Annotated in this window: 11 protein-coding genes and 4 pseudogenes; 9 read left to right on the forward strand and 6 right to left on the reverse strand. The window is 45.9% G+C overall.

Features of this window, described 5'->3' with window-relative positions; all coding sequences use genetic code 11:
- Positions 1–188: 188 nt before the first annotated feature.
- From ACQY1X_RS13460 to ACQY1X_RS13470, 3 genes and pseudogenes are all read right to left on the reverse strand, one after another.
- Complete coding sequence (locus tag ACQY1X_RS13460; protein ID WP_004157944.1) at positions 189–1,472, reverse strand: TldD/PmbA family protein; 1,284 nt, start codon at positions 1,470–1,472, stop codon at positions 189–191.
- 64 nt (positions 1,473–1,536) lie between these two features.
- Positions 1,537–1,692: pseudogene (locus ACQY1X_RS13465) on the reverse strand (transposase); the annotation flags it as partial.
- A pseudogene (locus tag ACQY1X_RS13470) lies at positions 1,681–2,234 on the reverse strand (hypothetical protein); the annotation flags it as partial. The pseudogenes ACQY1X_RS13470 and ACQY1X_RS13465, both read right to left, overlap by 12 nt.
- A 157-nt stretch (positions 2,235–2,391) precedes the next feature.
- Between ACQY1X_RS13470 and menB the strand changes: the two are divergent.
- The 3 genes from menB to ACQY1X_RS13485 all read left to right on the forward strand — a co-directional run bounded on the left by menB (position 2,392) and on the right by ACQY1X_RS13485 (position 4,700).
- Positions 2,392–3,225, forward strand: coding sequence for a 1,4-dihydroxy-2-naphthoyl-CoA synthase (menB, locus tag ACQY1X_RS13475; protein ID WP_016514989.1), 834 nt, complete (start codon positions 2,392–2,394; stop codon positions 3,223–3,225).
- Positions 3,226–3,472: 247 nt separating this feature from the next.
- A complete protein-coding gene (locus ACQY1X_RS13480; protein WP_002799864.1) occupies positions 3,473–3,775 on the forward strand; it encodes an RNA recognition motif domain-containing protein in 303 nt (100 codons plus the stop codon).
- Positions 3,776–3,893: 118 nt separating this feature from the next.
- Complete coding sequence (locus ACQY1X_RS13485; protein WP_430014780.1) at positions 3,894–4,700, forward strand: TylF/MycF/NovP-related O-methyltransferase; 807 nt, start codon at positions 3,894–3,896, stop codon at positions 4,698–4,700.
- Positions 4,701–5,325: 625 nt separating this feature from the next.
- Here the strand turns inward: ACQY1X_RS13485 and ACQY1X_RS13490 are convergent.
- A complete protein-coding gene (locus tag ACQY1X_RS13490) occupies positions 5,326–5,943 on the reverse strand; it encodes a DedA family protein (RefSeq protein ID WP_002734739.1) in 618 nt (205 codons plus the stop codon).
- A gap of 69 nt (positions 5,944–6,012) precedes the next feature.
- Between ACQY1X_RS13490 and ACQY1X_RS13495 the strand changes: the two genes are divergently transcribed.
- From ACQY1X_RS13495 to ACQY1X_RS13510, 4 genes are all read left to right on the forward strand, one after another.
- A complete protein-coding gene (locus ACQY1X_RS13495) occupies positions 6,013–6,552 on the forward strand; it encodes a pentapeptide repeat-containing protein (RefSeq protein ID WP_002775354.1) in 540 nt (179 codons plus the stop codon).
- 303 nt (positions 6,553–6,855) lie between these two features.
- Positions 6,856–8,475 (forward strand): ABC transporter substrate-binding protein, encoded by a 1,620-nt coding sequence (locus tag ACQY1X_RS13500; protein ID WP_430012933.1) that lies wholly within the window; start codon positions 6,856–6,858, stop codon positions 8,473–8,475.
- Positions 8,476–8,635: 160 nt separating this feature from the next.
- A complete protein-coding gene (gene ilvN, locus ACQY1X_RS13505) occupies positions 8,636–9,160 on the forward strand; it encodes an acetolactate synthase small subunit (protein ID WP_002732118.1) in 525 nt (174 codons plus the stop codon).
- 99 nt (positions 9,161–9,259) lie between these two features.
- A complete protein-coding gene (locus ACQY1X_RS13510; protein ID WP_430014781.1) occupies positions 9,260–11,512 on the forward strand; it encodes a PBP1A family penicillin-binding protein in 2,253 nt (750 codons plus the stop codon).
- 485 nt (positions 11,513–11,997) lie between these two features.
- Here the strand turns inward: ACQY1X_RS13510 and ACQY1X_RS13515 are convergent, their stop codons facing one another.
- Positions 11,998–14,601, reverse strand: coding sequence for a beta strand repeat-containing protein (locus tag ACQY1X_RS13515; RefSeq protein ID WP_430014782.1), 2,604 nt, complete (start codon positions 14,599–14,601; stop codon positions 11,998–12,000).
- A 673-nt stretch (positions 14,602–15,274) separates the two neighbouring features.
- Here ACQY1X_RS13515 and ACQY1X_RS13520 point away from each other — a divergent pair.
- A pseudogene (locus ACQY1X_RS13520) lies at positions 15,275–15,547 on the forward strand (penicillin-binding protein); the annotation flags it as partial.
- Between the two features lie 238 nt (positions 15,548–15,785).
- On the opposite strand, the gene ACQY1X_RS13525 reads toward ACQY1X_RS13520, so the two are convergent.
- The gene (locus tag ACQY1X_RS13525) at positions 15,786–16,643 is read right to left on the reverse strand and encodes an IS5-like element ISMae4 family transposase (RefSeq protein ID WP_420065461.1); all 858 of its coding nucleotides are present in this window, start codon (positions 16,641–16,643) and stop codon (positions 15,786–15,788) included.
- Positions 16,644–16,765: 122 nt separating this feature from the next.
- Here ACQY1X_RS13525 and ACQY1X_RS13530 point away from each other — a divergent pair.
- Positions 16,766–18,331: pseudogene (locus tag ACQY1X_RS13530) on the forward strand (transglycosylase domain-containing protein); the annotation flags it as partial.
- Between the last annotated feature and the right edge of the window lie 2 nt (positions 18,332–18,333).

Consider the following 18,333-nt stretch of genomic DNA (forward strand, 5'->3'; position numbering starts at 1 on the left):
GGAAAGATGCAGTGCAATCCTTAGCTATCACAGTAATTTTAGTTCCGGTGCTGATTCGGAGCATCTTTCAATTTGACAACGCCTATTGTAGGGCTAATTCTGGAATTAGCCCTACACCTAGTAATTTCAGTGGTCAGTAAACAGTGAACAGTAATCGGTCAACTGATAACTGATAACTGATAACTGATTTAACCCACCACCGATAAACTATCAACAATTAGCGAGGGGGTATAACAGGAACCATTCCATTGATTATCGGACCCCAAAGCGATTAAATTCTGCAAAGCGGTATAAACATTTCCCGTCACCATTGTATCTTTAACTCGTCCGGTGATTTTGCCCTTTTCTATGCGATAACCCAGATCGATATTGACAGAAAAATCGCCCGAAATATCGGCCCCATGACCTAAAATTTGGTCAATAACTAGACCTTCATCTATTTGCGAGATTAAATCCTCTAAAGTTCCCTCTCCCGGTGCCACGATTAGATTAACTAAATCTGGCATAGGATAAACCCCTAACCCGGGACGAAAACCGTTTCCCGTCGGAGTAGTTTTTAATAGTCTGGCTGTGGTACGATCGCTATAGAATTCTTTAACTCTACCTCGTTCAATTAAAGATAAAAATTTGGTGGGAGTTCCCTCATCATCAAAGGGACAACTATAGGGTTCTCGCTCCGGTTGTTGAGATAAAGTCAACTGTTCTGACATAACCAATTGACCGATTTTATCACTCCAGGGCGAGGATTTTTCTAAGATCTGTTTACCATTTAAAGCCATCGCCACCGTACCCCATAACAGGGTAACTGCATTAGCAGTCAATAAAATTGGTAATTTACCTGTGGGACTATCCACATTATTGGCGGCCCATTGTAGTCGCTGCAATAACTGTTTAATTACGGTTTCGGGATGAGGTGTACTGCGAGTATATTCCCCATCATAAACCGCGAGAAAATCCTCCCCCCGCACCCATTCAATCCCCAGATAATAACTCAAAGCTGTATCGGTATATTGACAATATAAACCCTGGGAATTAACTAAACGGGTGATTTCCCGTTCACATTCCCATTCACCACTACAAATAACCTCAGGATAAACTTGGCGAATTTGGCCAATCATTTGATTACCCATCTCGATTAAAGATTCTACCGCCACATCCTGGCCAATCGGGTCATAAATTGCCTGTCGTGGTGCCGAAAATTCGATTTCTTCGGGGGCATTGAGATAGGATAAATTTAACGCTGTTTCTACTAAAATTTCCGGTTCCACATCACCATAACCCACCGCTAACCCCGGACAACCCTCGCGCCATAATCTTAAGGCAGTTCCCACAGATTCGGAACTTTCTAGCTGTTTGAGACGATTAGCCTCAAAAAAAACGGGATGGGAAAGGGAGGAAGATTGATAAACTTCGGCTGCCACTGCTCCCGATTTGAGAGCCAGTTCGATGAGTTGTTGCGGATCGATCGTCATGGTGATAGTTTTTGAGATAATGGCTATCTGATTAGCGAAAATTTGGGTTTAAAACCCCTTCGTTTCACGACAGTTTTTCTTGATCTCTAATATAGCACTTAAGAACTGCCAATGGCACACCTCCCACAGAAGAAACAAAATAACTAGGAGACCAAAGAGCATCTTTCCCATCTGATTTAGGATAAGCAGCTTGTTTATATCTGCGACTAGAAACCGCTCTTTCTACCTGCTCTGGTTTAAGGATTTTCAAATTCGTTCTTTTGGCAAAAAATTGTCTCAATAGTCCATTGGTATGCTCGTTTAATCCCCTCTCCCACGAATGATAAGAAGTAGTAAAATAAAAATCTGCTCCTAGTTTCTGATACCATTTCTCTAAATGAAAACTACACATCGAATTTAAATCCCCCTTTAAGTTCCCTTTTTTAAGGGGGATTTAGGGGGATTAAACTTCTGTAGTCAGACTTTGGAGAATTGGTATGACTCAACTCTTGATGTCCACAAAATTCTTTAACCTCGTCACAAGTAAAGGTTTTTCTTTGGTCAGGGTGAATCTCTTGGGAAAGTTTTTCTGTGACAAGGTTTGATTTCCGATGCGGTTTTGTTTTTGGCTAATCCTGCTACTAAAAATTTCGAGGCTTTGTCCATATATGTAACGATAATTCCTCGATAATTTCCTCCAATCATTGTGTCACTTTCCCAATAACCGATTTCGGTTTTATGGTCAGCAATTGCTGGTCGCTCGCTGATATCTACACGACTAGGATCAATATATTTTGAGTAAATACCCAGAAAACATCAAGAAGGGAGTCAGGTTTAAACCTTGTCCGTCAACTATCCATTCCCCTATTCTGGCGCTCCCCGCTTCAACGTGGGGGACAAAATGAGGTAAGGTAAAAAAGCTGTGCCTATAACCGAGACTATGAGCGTTGAATGGCAATCCGTCAAAACCTACGAGGATATTCTTTACCATAAATGGGGGGGAATCGCCAAAATTACCATCAATCGCCCCCATAAGCGTAATGCCTTCCGTCCGAAGACAGTTTTTGAGCTTTACGACGCTTTCTGTGATGCTCGCGAGGATGCGCGCATTGGGGTGGTATTGCTCACGGGTGCAGGTCCCCACAGCGATGGCAAATATGCTTTTTGTTCCGGCGGCGATCAGACGGTGCGCGGTCAGGCGGGTTATATTGGCGATGATGGCGTACCCCGGCTCAATGTGCTGGATTTACAGAAATTAATTCGCTCCATCCCCAAGGTAGTTATCGCGCTGGTGGCAGGTTATGCGGTCGGGGGCGGTCATGTTTTACACTTGGTTTGTGATTTAACCTTAGCAGCGGATAACGCCATTTTTGGCCAGACCGGTCCGAAAGTGGGCAGTTTTGACGGCGGTTTTGGCTCTAGTTATCTGGCCCGGGTAGTCGGTCAGAAAAAAGCTCGCGAGATTTGGTTTCTCTGTCGGCAGTATAACGCCCAACAAGCGTTAGCAATGGGTTTGGTTAACCATGTCGTCCCGGTAGAGGAATTAGAGCAGGAAGGGGTTAAATGGTCCTTAGAAATTCTCGAAAAAAGTCCCTTGGCGATTCGCTGCCTAAAATCGGCTTTTAATGCTGATTGTGATGGTCAAGCGGGTTTACAGGAGTTAGCGGGTAATGCCACTTTACTCTACTATATGACCGCCGAAGGGGCTGAAGGTAAACAGGCTTTCCTCGAAAAACGTCCCCCCGATTTTAGTCAATATCCTTGGCTACCCTAATCAGTGAGCAGTAAACAGTAAACAGTAATCAGTGAAAAGAAAGCAGAAAACTGCCCTATAATACTGCTCACTTAATACTCCCTACTCCTACTGATAACTGATCACTGATAAGCTATGCTAGTTTAGAGAGAGTAGTTAGGTTCGGTAGCAGCATTGGTTTCAAACAGAAGTGGTTTTTCCCTGATGGCCTTGACTGGGTTGTGTCCGATCTCCTTCTCGAAATGGCTGTGATATTGGGAGACAATCCATGACGATTTACGTTGGTAATCTGGTTTATGACGTCACGACAGATGACTTGAAAGAGGTATTCGCTGAATACGGCACGGTTAGTCGCGTTTACTTGCCCGTAGATCGGGAAACGGGTAAAATGCGCGGTTTTGGTTTTGTGGAAATGTCCTCCGATGAGGAAGAAGCAAAAGCGATCGAAACTCTTGACGGGGCCGAATGGATGGGACGACAGATGAAAGTCAACAAAGCTCGTCCCAAAGAAGATAATTTTGGCGGTGGTGGCGGTGGTGAGCGCAAAAACTTCGGGCGCCGGGAACGTTAAACAGATTCTTGGAAAATTCCAGAAGCGGTTATTTCTGATAACCGCTTTCTTATCGATAATTAATAAATCTGCGTTTGTTTTCTAACATCCTAATACCCATTTTAAATGGGTAACAGCTATGAATGATCAATCCATTGCTCTGACCTCGTCCTCGCTCGAGGATGAACCGCTCCACCGCACATCGGAGCTGCCGATCTGGCTCGATAATTTCGCTAATCTGGCACAGGCCTACGAGGGAAAGCTCAACGAGTCCGATCCCGTAATAGAGCCTAACGATCTTCGTCTGCATCTATTAACCACATTGCTCGGCACGCCTCCTTCAGAGGCCTATTATCTCGTGCAGGGTTTAGCCCGGTGTCGGGAGGTAGAGGGCGATGTGTGCGAGTTTGGTGTGGCGCAGGGAGAAACCTCCGCACTGATCGCCAATGAAATCGCCGGAACAGACAAGACCTTACATCTATTCGATTCCTTTCAAGGTTTGCCCGCCCCCTCGGAAAAAGATCACTTGCTCCACGATATTTTCGATTTGGGGAATATGGAAGCCTATAGGGGAAAAATGCGATGCCGTGAGGGAATGGTTCTAGAGCGATTACGGAAGATTTCTTTTCCCGAACATCGCTATGTAATTCACAAAGGATTTTTTGATCGAATCCTCGAGCGAGGGGAAAATTTACCAGCGAGGGTTTCTTTCGCCTATGTGGATTTCGATCTGTACGAACCAATCAAACAGGTACTAGAGTTTCTCCACCCGATCACCCCCCCCGGAGCGATTATCATCGTCGATGACTACGGTTTCTTTTCTTCGGGCCCAAAGACGGCTGTAGATGAATTTATTCAAGATAAAAATGATCGGGAAAAGGTCTATGAGTACATGATTCCAGATACTCGATACGGACATTTCATCGTTTTGACGAAAAAAGGCTAACAGACGCAAAGATATCCGTTCGTCTGTACCCGTAAATTGCCTGTGAATATCCGATGTGTCGGGGGTAAATACAGAACCAAACCCTATTTAGGGTTTGCGGCAAAAAGTTTTTCGTGGGGGTAGGGTGTGGGGTGTGGGGTGTAGGGTTTTACCGATTTTGAGGGGGTCAATTACCTAATTTTCAGGGAAAAAGTCCCTGAATTTTCCCCCCGATCACTCCCATATTTGGTACTTTTGGATTGACAAAAAGTCTAAAAGTCTTACCCAACAAGGTTTTTAGATTTATTCAGCCAACCCTATTTAGGGTTGGCTGAATATCAGTTTAAGCCTTGCTATAAAATGGTTTTGGGACTTTTTTGGCTAAAAAAGTCCCAGAAACGAACGTTGAGAAATGGGAATGGGGACTCAAAACCCTTGCACTTTCGCTCTTCGATTGGGAAGGGTTCCACTTGCAGACGTGCGAGGTCATTCTGTTATTCTGACTTCCCCTCCCGACGACCGGCTACTGACGACCGACTCCTGACCCCAGCCTAGTACTTTTTCAGCAAACCCTAGGTAGTTGGGGAATCTGCCACAACCAATCGATATTCCGACGCAACAAACGCACCAGCTCCCCGTCATGGCCTTAAACCGCCGTTTTCCGTGACTCAAGGATGGGGTGAATAATTGTCCAGGCTAGGACGATAATTAAAGCCAAGATACCAAAACGAGCCATAGAACTGACTAACTGGTGCAAGGGGAACAAACGGCCTAAAAAGAAAGACAATGTCACCATAATCGTCGCCCACACCGTCGCCCCACCGAGATTACAGAGGAAAAAGCGACCGTAGGGCATTCGGGCAATTCCCGCCATGGGACCGGCAAAGATTCTTAACAAAGCCACGAAGCGACCGAAAAAGACCGCCCGGGGTGCATTTTTACTAAATTGATCCTTGGCTAATTCTAGTTTTTGAGGCGGAATCCGAAAGAATTTGCCAACTTTTAACAAAAACGGCCAACCTCCAGCGCGACCGAGCCAATAGCCAAAATTATCGCCCAAAACTGCTCCTGTAATTGCGCTGACTAAAACTAACCAATAGTTTAAATCACCGCTACCGGCAAGGAAGCCGCCGACAATGGTGATGGTTTCTCCCGGGATGGGAATCCCCGTATTTTCCAGGGTGATGCCGATAAATACTGCCCAGTATCCGTATTGGTGGGCGATTTCTTCAATATTTTCTAGGGATAATAGCTCTAGGGACATGGAGCGCTTTCTTAACAAAGGTTTACGAATATTCTAAGATATTTTTACAGTATTTAACCGTGGCTGAACATGACTTTTCCCAGTATTGATTTATTAGCAATTCGTCAGGGTGAGATAAAAGATTTAGCGGGCATGAACTTGGCAGGGGCTGATTTAGCGGGTGCAGACCTAGCAGGGGCGAATTTACGCGCAAATTTACGCGGTGCTGACCTCACAGGGGCAAATTTAAGGGGAGCAGATTTTCGTAATGCCGATTTACGCGGGGCAATTCTCCTCGATGCGATCGTGACTGGGGCAAGTTTGGCCGGCGCTTTTTTAGCCGGGGCGGTTTTTAATCATCTAGATTTGTCCGGGGCGGATTTTCGCGGTGTCGATGGCCGGGGAGTGAGTTTTGTCGGGGCGATTTTAACCCAAGCGGATTTTACTAGCGCTAATCTGTCCGGGGCAGATCTGTCGGCTACCGATTTAGAGGAAGCAATTTTTTTCGGGGCGATTTTACGCGGAACAAATTTTACTGATGCCAATCTTCTTTGTGCTAGTTTAGCCTCGGCAGTAACCACGGGGGCAATTTTCGATCGAGCTTGTTTGGAAGGGACAGGATTAACCTAAATGGCTGATAGATAAAAGAAGATGAGTTTCTAATCGGTTGCTATCTACCTCCATAGCTCCAGCTATTCTGAACCATTTAACCCCTTTTCTACCCTAAGTCTTCCTCTTGGCCAAATTGGTCAAGTTTTTGCCATTCTCCACCAGAAAATTTAGTTTAATTGTCTGGGTAATCAGTGCAGTTATTGAAGAATTTTACCCAACCAATTAAGCAATCAACCCAGTTCCTTAAGAGAACCTAGTAGAAAAGATTATCCTCAAAAATGATAGGATTGATCGATACCTAGCTGCCGTTAATCGCCCTCGATGAGATCTTTACGCCAACTTTACCGCTATTTAAGTTTATTTTGCCTCTGTCTTCTTCTGACCGTGGGCTGTCAGTCCACTAATTCCAATTTACCCCAGGGGAATAGCGATCGCCTGATAATTGGGACAACCCTAAAACCACGCTCGATCGATCCTGCCGATAGTTATGAGTTAGCGGGACTTTTTATTATTTATAATCTCGGTGAAACTCTCTACACCTACGCCGAAGGAACCACTAATTTAAAGCCTCTCCTAGCCACGGAATTGCCGCAAATTAGCCCCGATGGTTTGACTTATACTATCCCAGTACGTCGAGGAGTTATCTTTCATGATGGCACGGTTTTTAACGCAGAGGCGATGAAGTTTTCTCTAGAAAGATTTATCAAAAATGGTGGGGAACCTTCCTTTCTTCTCCGGGATACAATTGATAAAATCACCGCTACCAAAGAGGACGAAATTACTATTAAATTAACCAGACCTTTTGCCGCTTTTCCCGCTCTTTTAGCTTATCCCGGAGCCTGTGCGGTTTCACCCAAATTTTATCAAATTGGCGAAGGTAAATTTAAACCCGAAGAATTTATCGGCACAGGACATTATCGATTAAAAGCAGTTACCAGCGATTCTTTTAGTTTAGAAGCCTTCGATCGCTATTGGGGAGAACCGGCCAAAAATAAGGGAGTTAATGTGCAAATTTATCTCTCGAATCCTGCCAATTTATTTAACGGTTTTCAAACAGGTGCGGTGGATATTGCCTATCAATCTTTACTGCCTCCTCAAGTGAGAAAATTACGCACAGAAGCAGTCCAAGGAAAATGGCAAGCGATCGAATCTTCTGGGGCAGCAATTAACTTTATGAGCGTCAATCTCAAAAGTGAACCCACCGATAATATTTTAGTGCGACAAGCAATTGCTTCTCTAGTCGATCGAGATTTACTTAATGATCGCATTTTACAAGGTCAAGGCATCCCTCTTTTTAGTCTCATTCCTACTACTTTTTCCGAGTCACAACCGGTGTTTAAAGAGCGCTATGGCAACCATAATATAGAACAAGCCAAACAATTACTAAAAACTGCTGGTTATAGTCCAGAAAAACCAGCAATTGTAGAAGTTTGGCACTCCTCGGGATCGATCACTTCCAGCAGCGTGGCGGCAGTGATGAAAGCTCTAGCAAAACGGGATTTAGATAATATGATTCAATTTGAACCCAATAGTATCCTAGGAGCAGCCTTTTTCCGTAATATTAGCCGGGGACTTTATACCACTGCTCTATCCAATTGGTATCCCGATTTTTTGGATGCAGATAACTATATTTATCCCTTTTTGGATTGTGCTAAAGGTTCCCCAGAAACTGGCTGCGAAGAGGGAGGATCACAAAGTCAAGGCTCATTTTTTTATAGTCAAGAAATGAATCAATTAATCGCCCAATCCCGTCAGGAAAGTAACCCAGCCAAAAGAAAGCAGATTTTTGGTAAAATTCAAGAAATTCTCGCCGATGAAGTTCCCTATATTCCCCTTTGGCAAACCAAAGAATATGCTTTTGCTCGCCATGGCATCACGGGAGTTATCATCAATCCCAGTCAAACTTTTCCCTTCTGGACAATCGCCAAAAAATCCCGATAATTAATCATGAGTCAGCCGTCAGCTTTTGGTCCCTGCCTCGCCATGCTGGTAGGGGGTTTTATCTGTTAAAATTTCTTATCGTCGTGAGGCGAAAACAAACTGTTCTGGCCTTGCCTCCTGTCTTACAATAGTTAAATATAGGTTGTGTAGATAAATCGCCATGAAACACACATTATCCGTATTAGTTGAAGATGAAGCGGGAGTTTTAACCCGTATTGCTGGATTATTCGCCCGTCGCGGCTTTAATATTGAAAGTCTAGCCGTCGGTCCTGCTGAACAAATGGGAGTTTCTCGCATTACGATGGTAGTGCCAGGGGACGAGGACAGCATCGAACAGTTAACCAAACAACTTTACAAATTAATTAACGTCCTCAAGGTGCAGGATATCACCCAAACCCCTTGCGTGGAAAGGGAATTAATGCTGATTAAAGTTAATGCTACCGCCGAGCGCCGAGCAGAAGTGATCGAATTAGCGCAGGTATTCCGAGCGCGAATTGTGGATATTTCTGAGGAAACCCTGACCATCGAAGTGGTGGGGGATCCGGGTAAAATGGTGGCGATTATGCAAATGCTGAATAAATTTGGCGTTCGCGAGGTGGCGCGTACCGGTAAAATTGCTCTGATTCGCGAGTCGGGAGTCAATACGGAATACCTGAAAGCTTTAGAGGCTAAAATGTCAATTTAGGGATATTGGGGATGAATTGGGGTGTTAGGGTGTTAGGGTTTTAGTTGAAATTCCCCACTTCCCCGCTTCCCCTATTGCCTTCAGAAGCTGATAAAAACTATGTCTAACCAGTCGCCGAAAACCCAAATTAGTCAACTTGTCACCGTTGCCGTGCAGAAATTGCAAGGAAAGGTAAATTTTCAGGCGGTAAATCTCAAAAAAGGGGCGAGAGTTCCCGAATTACGCCTTAAAAACGAGAATGGCAGCGGGGAAAGCAAATATCCCCTCATTGGCGATCGCTATTTGTTAGGCCGTAGTTCCAGTTCCTGTGATATTACTATCCGTAATAATGTGGTGAGTCAGATTCACTGTTCCCTGCAGCGGGACCCGAAAAATCCCCATCATTTCCTGCTCACAGACGAAAACTCCACCAACGGGGTTTATATGGGTAAACGTCGTCTGAAAAGCGTTTCCCTGCGTCATGGTGATACCTTTACCCTGGCCCCCCCAGACTTAGCCAATTGTGTCACCATCTCCTATTACTGTCCCCCTCCCCTGTGGGCGCGACTTTTGCGCTATGGTTTCTACGGTGCGGGGGGTATTTTCAGTTTATTGGTTCTAGGGATTATCTGGGAAAGTCGCAGAGTTAATGTTTATCCACTCCCTTCCGGGGTGAGCGGTCCGGTGGTGGTTTACCCTAGGGATGGTCAAACTCCCCTCAATCCCATTCGACAGGAAACTCACCAAGAATTAGATAATCTGGGCGATTTTTCTCCCTATTTGCCCAAGGCGCTTGTCGCTTCCGAAGATAGTCGTTTTTACTGGCATTTTGGCGTTGATCCTTTGGGGATTGTCCGGGCTGTTATGATTAATCGGGAACGTCAAGGCATTCATCAGGGGGCCAGCACCCTGACTCAACAGTTAGCGCGTAGTTTATTCCCCGAAGTCGGTCGCCAAAATACTGCGGGTCGCAAAATCCGGGAGGCTGTGGTCGCTTTACAATTAGAGGCGGTGTATAGTAAGGATACAATTCTCAAAACCTATCTCAATCGAGTTTATCTCGGTCTGGCCGGTTACGGTTTTGAAGATGCGGCCCGCTTTTATTTCGATAAATCCGCTAGGGATTTAGATATCTCCGAGGCTGCCACCCTTGTGGCTATGTTACCCGCTCCGAATCGATTTAATCCCATTCAAGATTACGACACTTCCGTACAATTACGCAATCGTGTCATCGATCGCATGGCCCAATTAGGCATGATTTCCCCAGAAGAGGCGGCCAGCGCTCGCAGATCCCGCATTGAAATCAGTCCCCAAGCCAAAAAATCCCTATCTAGTACGATTGCACCATATTTTTATAGTTACGTTTTCGAGGAATTACAGGATCTTTTAGGGGAAGAAGTAGCGAAAGAGGGCAATTTTATCGTTGAAACCAGTTTAGACCGCCGGCTGCAAGCGATCGCAGAAAAAAGCTTAAAAACTCATATTTTAAACCAAGGCCCTCGCTATCGATACTCCCAAGGTGCTTTAGTTACCCTAAACAGTCAAACTGGGGAAATTCTCGCTTTAGTCGGGGGAGTTGATTATCAAAAAAGCCAATTTAACCGCGCTATCCAAGCTAAACGTCAACCCGGTTCCACTTTTAAGGTATTTGCTTATACTGCCGCCCTAGAAAAGGGAATATCGCCCTATAAAACCTATACCTGCGCTGGACTCTCTTGGCAAGGACAGGCCTATTCTCCCTGTGAACGCAGTAGCGGGGCCATCAATATGTTTCAAAGTTTAGCGCGATCGGAAAATAGTGTCGCCCTTCGCATTGCTCGTGAGGCAGGATTAAGCAATGTGGTCAATGTAGCGGAACGTTTGGGGGTAAAATCATCTTTAAATGCTGTACCGGGGCTAATTTTAGGACAAAGCGAGGTAAATGTCCTAGAAATGACCGGCGCTTATGGGGTTTTTGACCATGGTGGACGCTGGAATCGTCCCCACGCTATTAAACGCATTCTCGACGCTTCCGACTGTGAAAATGTGGAGGATTTGAGTACCTGTCGGGTTATTTATGACTATGGCGAGGATAGCGAGAGAAATCAGCAGGTAATCTCCCCTAAAACCGCCGAAACGATGAATAGCCTATTGCGGGGGGTGATAACTAATGGTACAGGAGGCGCTGCCAGTGTTGGTATGGGAGAAGCGGGTAAAACGGGAACTACGAATAATTATGTGGACCTCTGGTTTATCGGTTATCTTCCCCGTCGCCACTGGGTGACAGGCATTTGGTTAGGGAATGATAATAATTCTCCCACTTCCGGCAGTAGTCAACAGGCAGCCCGGTTATGGGGCGATTATCACCGTCAGTTAATCACTACACAAAATTAATCCCAATAAGTAGTCGTGCAAAATTAATTTCCTAGTGAAGATAGGCAAGAGGTGGTTAGATATGTGTAATTAATTTTGCTTAGGTACTTAGGGTTTGCTGAATAAATTTGAAATGTAGGCAAAGTAAAGGTTTTGGGGCTTTTCTCGCTCCCACAGGTGCAAGATTTTGAGAGAATCGTCGTTCAAAACCTTGCGTCTTCATCGGCCCGCGTCCTGTAGGGGCGAAGCATTCGGACAATAACCTATCGGTGAAAAGGTAGATTTTCTATCCGAATGCTTCGCCCGTACTTATTCAGCAAACCCTACTTAGGACTAGCTACCGTTGCCGTTGCCTGTTCCAGAGTTCCCTCAAACCAGAGACTTCCTACATAATAAGGGTGTCCTAGTCCTAGCTAACACACCCGCAAATATTATTTCTGGTGGCTTGATTTTACCCCAAAAATCCACAACTGCCCAACCCACCGCAGGGGAGGGACAGGCATAGATTAGGCAATAACCTCAATCCTGGCTGCAGTTAGGATCGGCGAAAGATTAAGGGTTGCGATTGTAACCAGACCACCAGAATTAGCCAGGTCTGAGTCAAACGATAAAACACCAGCACTGTAGATAAATTTGGCAGTGCCACCTTCAACTGTCGCGAATAGGCTAGGAGTCAAAGTACCGCCAACGGTAGTCAGTCCACCACCGAAACCAGCGGAAGAAACTTGGATAAAATCCTGAGAGATGTTAAAATCCGCGATCAAGTCACCGCCTTCGTTGGGATTGTTGTAAACAAAACGGTCATTACCATTAGCACCATTTAGGGTGTCGCTTCCTAAGCCACCGATTAGGGTATCCGCTCCCCCGATACCGGTTATTCTATCGTTACCATCGCCACCGATTAGGGAATCGAAACCATTACCACCATCTAGGGTATCGTTACCATTACCACCAATTAGGGTATCGGCACCCTCGCCACCATTTAGGAAATCGTTACCATCGCCACCATTTAGGAAATCGTTACCATCGCCACCGTTGCTCGTGTCATTGCCAGCAAGACCAAGGATGACATTGGCGGCGGTGCTACCAGTCAGGTTATCGGCAAAACCAGAGCCGGTTAGGTTTTCAAAGTTACTAATGGTGTCGCCCGCAGCATCCCCACCGGATACGGCACCGGTGGCGAGGTTGACGCTAACAGCCGCTACAGAACTGGCATAGGTGAGGGTGTCAGTGTCAGCCCCACCGTTGAGGCTGTCAGCACCAGCGCCACCCTCGATCGTGTCATTGCCAGCCCCACCATCGATCGTGTCATCGCCAGCAAGACCAAGGATGACATTGGCGGCGGTGCTACCAGTCAGGTTATCGGCAAAACCAGAGCCGGTTAGGTTTTCAAAGTTACTAATGGTGTCGCCCGCAGCATCCCCACCGGATACGGCACCGGTGGCGAGGTTGACGCTAACAGCCGCTCCAGAACTGGCATAGGTGAGGGTGTCATTGTCAGCCCCACCGTCGAGGCCGTCAGCACCGGCCCCACCCTCGATCGTGTCATTGCCAGCAAGACCAAGGATGACATTGGCGGCGGTGCTACCAGTCAGGTTATCGGCAAAACCAGAGCCGGTTAGGTTTTCAAAGTTACTAATGGTGTCGCCCGCAGCATCCCCACCGGATACGGCACCGGTGGCGAGGTTGACGCTAACAGCCGCTCCAGAACTGGCATAGGTGAGGGTGTCATTGTCAGCCCCACCGTCGAGGCCGTCAGCACCAGCCCCACCATCGATCGTGTCACTGCCGGCGCCACCGTTGATGGTATTGGCATTGCCGTCGCCAGTCAGGGTATCGGCAAAAGCGGAGCCGGTTAGGTTTTCAAAGTTACTAATGGTGTCGCCCGCAGCATCCCCACCGGATACGGCACTGGTGGCGAGGTTGACGCTAACAGCCGCTCCAGAACTGGCATAGGAAAGGGTGTCAGCACCAGCCCCACCGTCGAGGCTGTCAGCACCAGCCCCACCAAGAATGCTGTCATCGTCAGTGCCACCATCAATGGTGTCGTTGCCATCCTGACCGTCGATGAAGTCATTGCCAGCCTCACCAGAGATGGAGTCATCGCCAGTCGCCGTATCTTCCTCAAACCCAAACGCACCAAAGAGGGTGTCATTGCCACCCCCACCAGCGAGGATGTCATTGCCAAGGCCACCATAGATGATATTTGCCCCACCGTCGCCAGTCAGGGTATCGTTATAATTGGTGCCATCCAAGTTTTCAAAGCCAGCAATGGTGTCGCCTGCAGCAAACCCCGATACGGCACCGGTGGCGAGGTTGACACTAACACTAACACCATTAAAAGAGTTGCTATAGCTGAGAAGGTCAATACCAGCCCCACCGTTGAGGTTTTCAGCGGCAGCTCTTCCGTAGATCTCGTCATTGCCATCCCCACCATTGAGGGTGCTATTGCTGGTATCCCCACCACCGAGGATGTCATCGCCAGCCCCACCATCGATGACGTTATTGCCAAACCCATCGATGATGTAGTCATTGCCATCCCCACCAAAGAGGGTATCATTGCCATCACCGTCAGTGATCGTGTCATCACCATCCCCACCATCGACCGAGTCATTGCCAAACCCAGGAAGGATACGGTCATTGCCAGCCCCGCCAAGGATGGTGTCATTGTTTAATGCACCAAATGTCTGCGTAGTGCCACCGTTGAGGAGGTCATCACCATCCCCACCCTCGATGAAGTCATTGCCATCGAAACCCAAGAGGGTGTCATTGTCAGCCCCACCATTGAGGCTGTCTTTGCCAGCCCCACCATTGAGGCTGTCTTTGCCATCCCCACCGGTAATAGAGTCATTGCCAGCGCCACCGGTAATGGTGTCATTGCCCCCCTCACCGTTGAGGATGATGCTGGTAACGCCGGAGGCTGTGGTCAGCCCGGCTGCGCTGATCGTGTCATTGCCATCGCCGGCGTTGACGGTCAGCGTGGTATCAGAAAAGTTGCCATTGGGAGTGACTGAGCCGGATGTGGCGGTGATGTTGTAGCCAGGGACTAATGGGGTGCGGTTCTTAATGACGATGTTGTCATTGCCAGTGCCGCCAGCATGAGTTGCCATGTTTTTTTTTCTCTAAAGATACAGGTGAAGGTGATCGAGGCCATGCACGGGCCTCAGTCTTGAATATTAAATCAACCCATCAGCAAGGTAGGCTTACCCTCCGGCTGGGGCCAGACTAGAGTGACCAGTGGCGACTACTGAAGTTAAGTGATGTGATCAGTCGAGTTACCTACCCCCCACCTGTCGCCGTCCCCCCAAAAGGGGGACTATAGGGACTGGACTCAAGCGGTTTGCTTAGAAGGTGAAAAGTAGATGGATTTTACATCCCTAGTACATTGATACCGCTTCGCCGGTCGGGTTTACACCGTTGCAGATGCCGTATCGATAAAAGTAGAAACCAAGGACGCAAGATAGCCACCTTGTTAGGGCGTTCTAAGAAAACTCTAACCTAGGTAAGGCGATCTGCCTTGGCATCAAGAAATCAAAACTCATACATCAAATATTCACAATTGACGGTATTTTACCAATCCCCAAAATTGGGGAAGCGATAAGAATTTCATGAAATCTTTAGCACATTAGGATTGATTGTAAGCTATCGGGATAGGGAAATGTTTGCCATACCCCTCATCTTTTATAAAAACTACACAATTGCTATAAAAACTACACAATTGCTATAAAAACTACATAATTGCCCGGATTCAGCTGGTTGGAAGTACTCAGCCCCGCCTCCCCCTTTTACTGTCCCCCTCCCCTGTGGGCGCGACTTTTGCGCTATGGTTTCTATGGTGCGGGGGGTATTTTCAGTTTATTGGTTCTAGGGATTATCTGGGAAAGTCGCAGAGTTAATGTTTATCCACTCCCTTCCGGGGTGAGCGGTCCGGTGGTGGTTTACCCTAGGGATGGTCAAACTCCCCTCAATCCCAGGCGACAGGAAACTCACCAAGAATTAGATAATCTGGGCGATTTTTCTCCCTATTTGCCCAAGGCGCTTGTCGCTTCCGAAGATAAGAACTCTTGCAAATTAATTATATGTTATAATGATGGGTTAACTAATTTTCCCCAAAAAATTAGTTAATCAGTACATTCGTCCTGAATGAAAACTTGAAGTTTAACTTTTAACTCAAAACTCTTTAGAGCTGCTTTAATTTGGTTATCAAAACCTCTTTATTTAAGCGGCACAAACTATCTCAATTATAAAAATTGAGAATAAATTCTCCTTGACTTGATTAATCTTTAGGCAACTTTTAAGAAGCTGCTATACCTATCCCTAACTCACAGTTATAAATAGCCGCCAACAAGTTAACTCTTAAACTATATCTTCGACGACGATTCCGATATTTACAGGATAAGATTTTAAAGATTTTGAGTTTCCTATTTATATGTTCAATGATAATCCTTTCTTTGGCTAAAGCCTTGTTATACTCTTTTTCTAACTCTGTTAATTTTCTATTTTTCGATTTCTTTTTCGGTGTATAACTATTACTATGGTATGCAGCTATTCCCTGATAACCACTGTCTTCTATGCTGGTAGTTAAAGGATGAAAACGAACTCGACTTTTTTTAAATAAACTAAAATCATGACCTCTACCTTTCCCACAAAAGACACAGATAATTTCCTCGGTATTTTGATCAGCTACTAATTGGGATTTTAAAGTATGATAACCTCTTTTACCCGAAAAAAAATCTTTCTGTTTCTTTTGGGGGCGTTCAATGGGAGTTTCCGTCACATCCATTACCGTTACGACCGGTATCTCTGCTTGATTGAGTAAAGCTTTTTTTCCTTTTAAACGGAAGTTTCCCGATTGTAAAAGCATTTTTTCCGTCTTATTTACAATCCGACATATAGTTGATTCTGATAGTTCCCAGCTTGTACCAATGTGAAAATATGTTCTATATTCTCGCCAATATTCTAACGTTACTAAAACTTGTTCTTCTATAGATAGTTTAGGTTTCGGTCCCCTTTTAGATGGTGAATTAGAGTCGGCTTCAACACTTTTTACTGATTCTACCATCTTTCTATATGTTTGTTTGTACACACCGAAACGGCGTTTGAATTGTTCATCTGATAAGTTTTGATAATCCATAATTTTGCTAATAAACATAGCAAAATTATAGATGATTTCCTGACCTAAGATCACATTTTATTCTTTTTTCCACTTCAATCTAAGAATTGAGAAAAAAGCAAAACCTTATATTATACCATAAAAAAATTATGCAAGAGGTCTATAGTCGTTTTTACTGGCATTTTGGTGTCGATCCTTTGGGGATTGTCCGGGCTGTTATGATTAATCGGGAACGTCAAGGCATTCATCAGGGGGCCAGCACCCTGACTCAACAGTTAGCGCGTAGTTTATTCCCCGAAGTCGGTCGCCAAAATACTGCGGGTCGCAAAATCCGGGAGGCTGTGGTCGCCCTACAATTAGAGGCGGTGTATAGTAAGGATACAATTCTCAAAACCTATCTCAATCGAGTTTATCTCGGTCTGGCCGGTTACGGTTTTGAAGATGCGGCCCGCTTTTATTTCGATAAATCCGCTAGGGATTTAGATATCTCCGAGGCTGCCACCCTTGTGGCTATGTTACCAGCCCCGAATCGATTTAATCCCATTCAAGATTACGACACTTCTGTACAATTACGCAATCGTGTCATCGATCGCATGGCCCAATTAGGCATGATTTCCCCAGAAGAGGCCGCCAGCGCTCGCAGATCCCGCATTGAAATCAGTCCCCAAGCCAAAAAATCCCTATCTAGTACGATTGCACCATATTTTTATAGTTACGTTTTCGAGGAATTACAGGATCTTTTAGGGGAAGAAGTAGCGAAAGAGGGCAATTTTATCGTTGAAACCAGTTTAGACCGCCGGCTGCAAGCGATCGCAGAAAAAAGCTTAAAAAATAATGTCCTAAAGCAAGGACCTCGCTATCGATACTCCCAAGGGGCTTTAGTTACCCTAAACAGTCAAACCGGGGAAATTCTCGCTTTAGTCGGGGGAGTTGATTATCAAAAAAGCCAATTTAACCGCGCTATCCAAGCTAAACGTCAACCCGGTTCCACTTTTAAGGTATTTGCTTATACTGCCGCCCTAGAAAAGGGAATATCGCCCTATAAAACCTATACCTGCGCTGGACTCTCTTGGCAAGGACAGGCCTATTCTCCCTGTGAACGCAGTAGCGGGGCCATCAATATGTTTCAAAGTTTAGCGCGATCGGAAAATAGTGTCGCCCTTCGCATTGCTCGTGAGGCAGGATTAAGCAATGTGGTCAATGTGGCGGAACGTTTGGGGGTAAAATCATCTTTAAATGCTGTACCGGGGCTAATTTTAGGACAAAGCGAGGTAAATGTCCTAGAAATGACCGGCGCTTATGGGGTTTTTGACCATGGTGGACGCTGGAATCGTCCCCACGCTATTAAACGCATTCTCGACGCTTCCGACTGTGAAAATGTGGAGGATTTGAGTACCTGTCGGGTTATTTATGACTATGGCGAGGATAGCGAGAGAAATCAGCAGGTAATCTCCCCTAAAACCGCCGAAACGATGAATAGCCTATTGCGGGGGGTGATAACCAATGGTACAGGAGGCGCTGCCAGTATTGGCATGGGAGAAGCGGGTAAAACGGGAACCACTAATAATTATGTGGACCTCTGGTTTATCGGTTATCTTCCCCGTCGCCACTGGGTGACAGGCATTTGGTTAGGGAATGATAATAATTCTCCCACTTCCGGCAGTAGTCAACAGGCAGCCCGGTTATGGGGCGATTATCACCGTCAGTTAATCACTACACAAAATTAATC

It is taken from the genome of Microcystis protocystis FBCC-A270 (genome assembly GCF_050500235.1).
Taxonomy (GTDB): Bacteria; Cyanobacteriota; Cyanobacteriia; order Cyanobacteriales; family Microcystaceae; genus Microcystis; species Microcystis ichthyoblabe_A.

Excerpts from the sequence above, each read along its gene's own strand:
- ACQY1X_RS13490 (WP_002734739.1), bottom strand. The coding sequence starts at position 5,943 with ATGTCCCTAGAGCTATTATCCCTAGAAAATATTGAAGAAATCGCCCAC.
- ilvN (WP_002732118.1), top strand. The coding sequence starts at position 8,636 with ATGAAACACACATTATCCGTATTAGTTGAAGATGAAGCGGGAGTTTTA.
- ACQY1X_RS13515 (WP_430014782.1), bottom strand. The coding sequence starts at position 14,601 with ATGGCAACTCATGCTGGCGGCACTGGCAATGACAACATCGTCATTAAG.
- ACQY1X_RS13485 (WP_430014780.1), top strand. The coding sequence starts at position 3,894 with ATGAATGATCAATCCATTGCTCTGACCTCGTCCTCGCTCGAGGATGAA.
- ACQY1X_RS13495 (WP_002775354.1), top strand. The coding sequence starts at position 6,013 with ATGACTTTTCCCAGTATTGATTTATTAGCAATTCGTCAGGGTGAGATA.
- ACQY1X_RS13460 (WP_004157944.1), bottom strand. The coding sequence starts at position 1,472 with ATGACGATCGATCCGCAACAACTCATCGAACTGGCTCTCAAATCGGGA.
- ACQY1X_RS13525 (WP_420065461.1), bottom strand. The coding sequence starts at position 16,643 with ATGTTTATTAGCAAAATTATGGATTATCAAAACTTATCAGATGAACAA.
- ACQY1X_RS13510 (WP_430014781.1), top strand. The coding sequence starts at position 9,260 with ATGTCTAACCAGTCGCCGAAAACCCAAATTAGTCAACTTGTCACCGTT.
- ACQY1X_RS13480 (WP_002799864.1), top strand. The coding sequence starts at position 3,473 with ATGACGATTTACGTTGGTAATCTGGTTTATGACGTCACGACAGATGAC.
- menB (WP_016514989.1), top strand. The coding sequence starts at position 2,392 with ATGAGCGTTGAATGGCAATCCGTCAAAACCTACGAGGATATTCTTTAC.
- ACQY1X_RS13500 (WP_430012933.1), top strand. The coding sequence starts at position 6,856 with ATGAGATCTTTACGCCAACTTTACCGCTATTTAAGTTTATTTTGCCTC.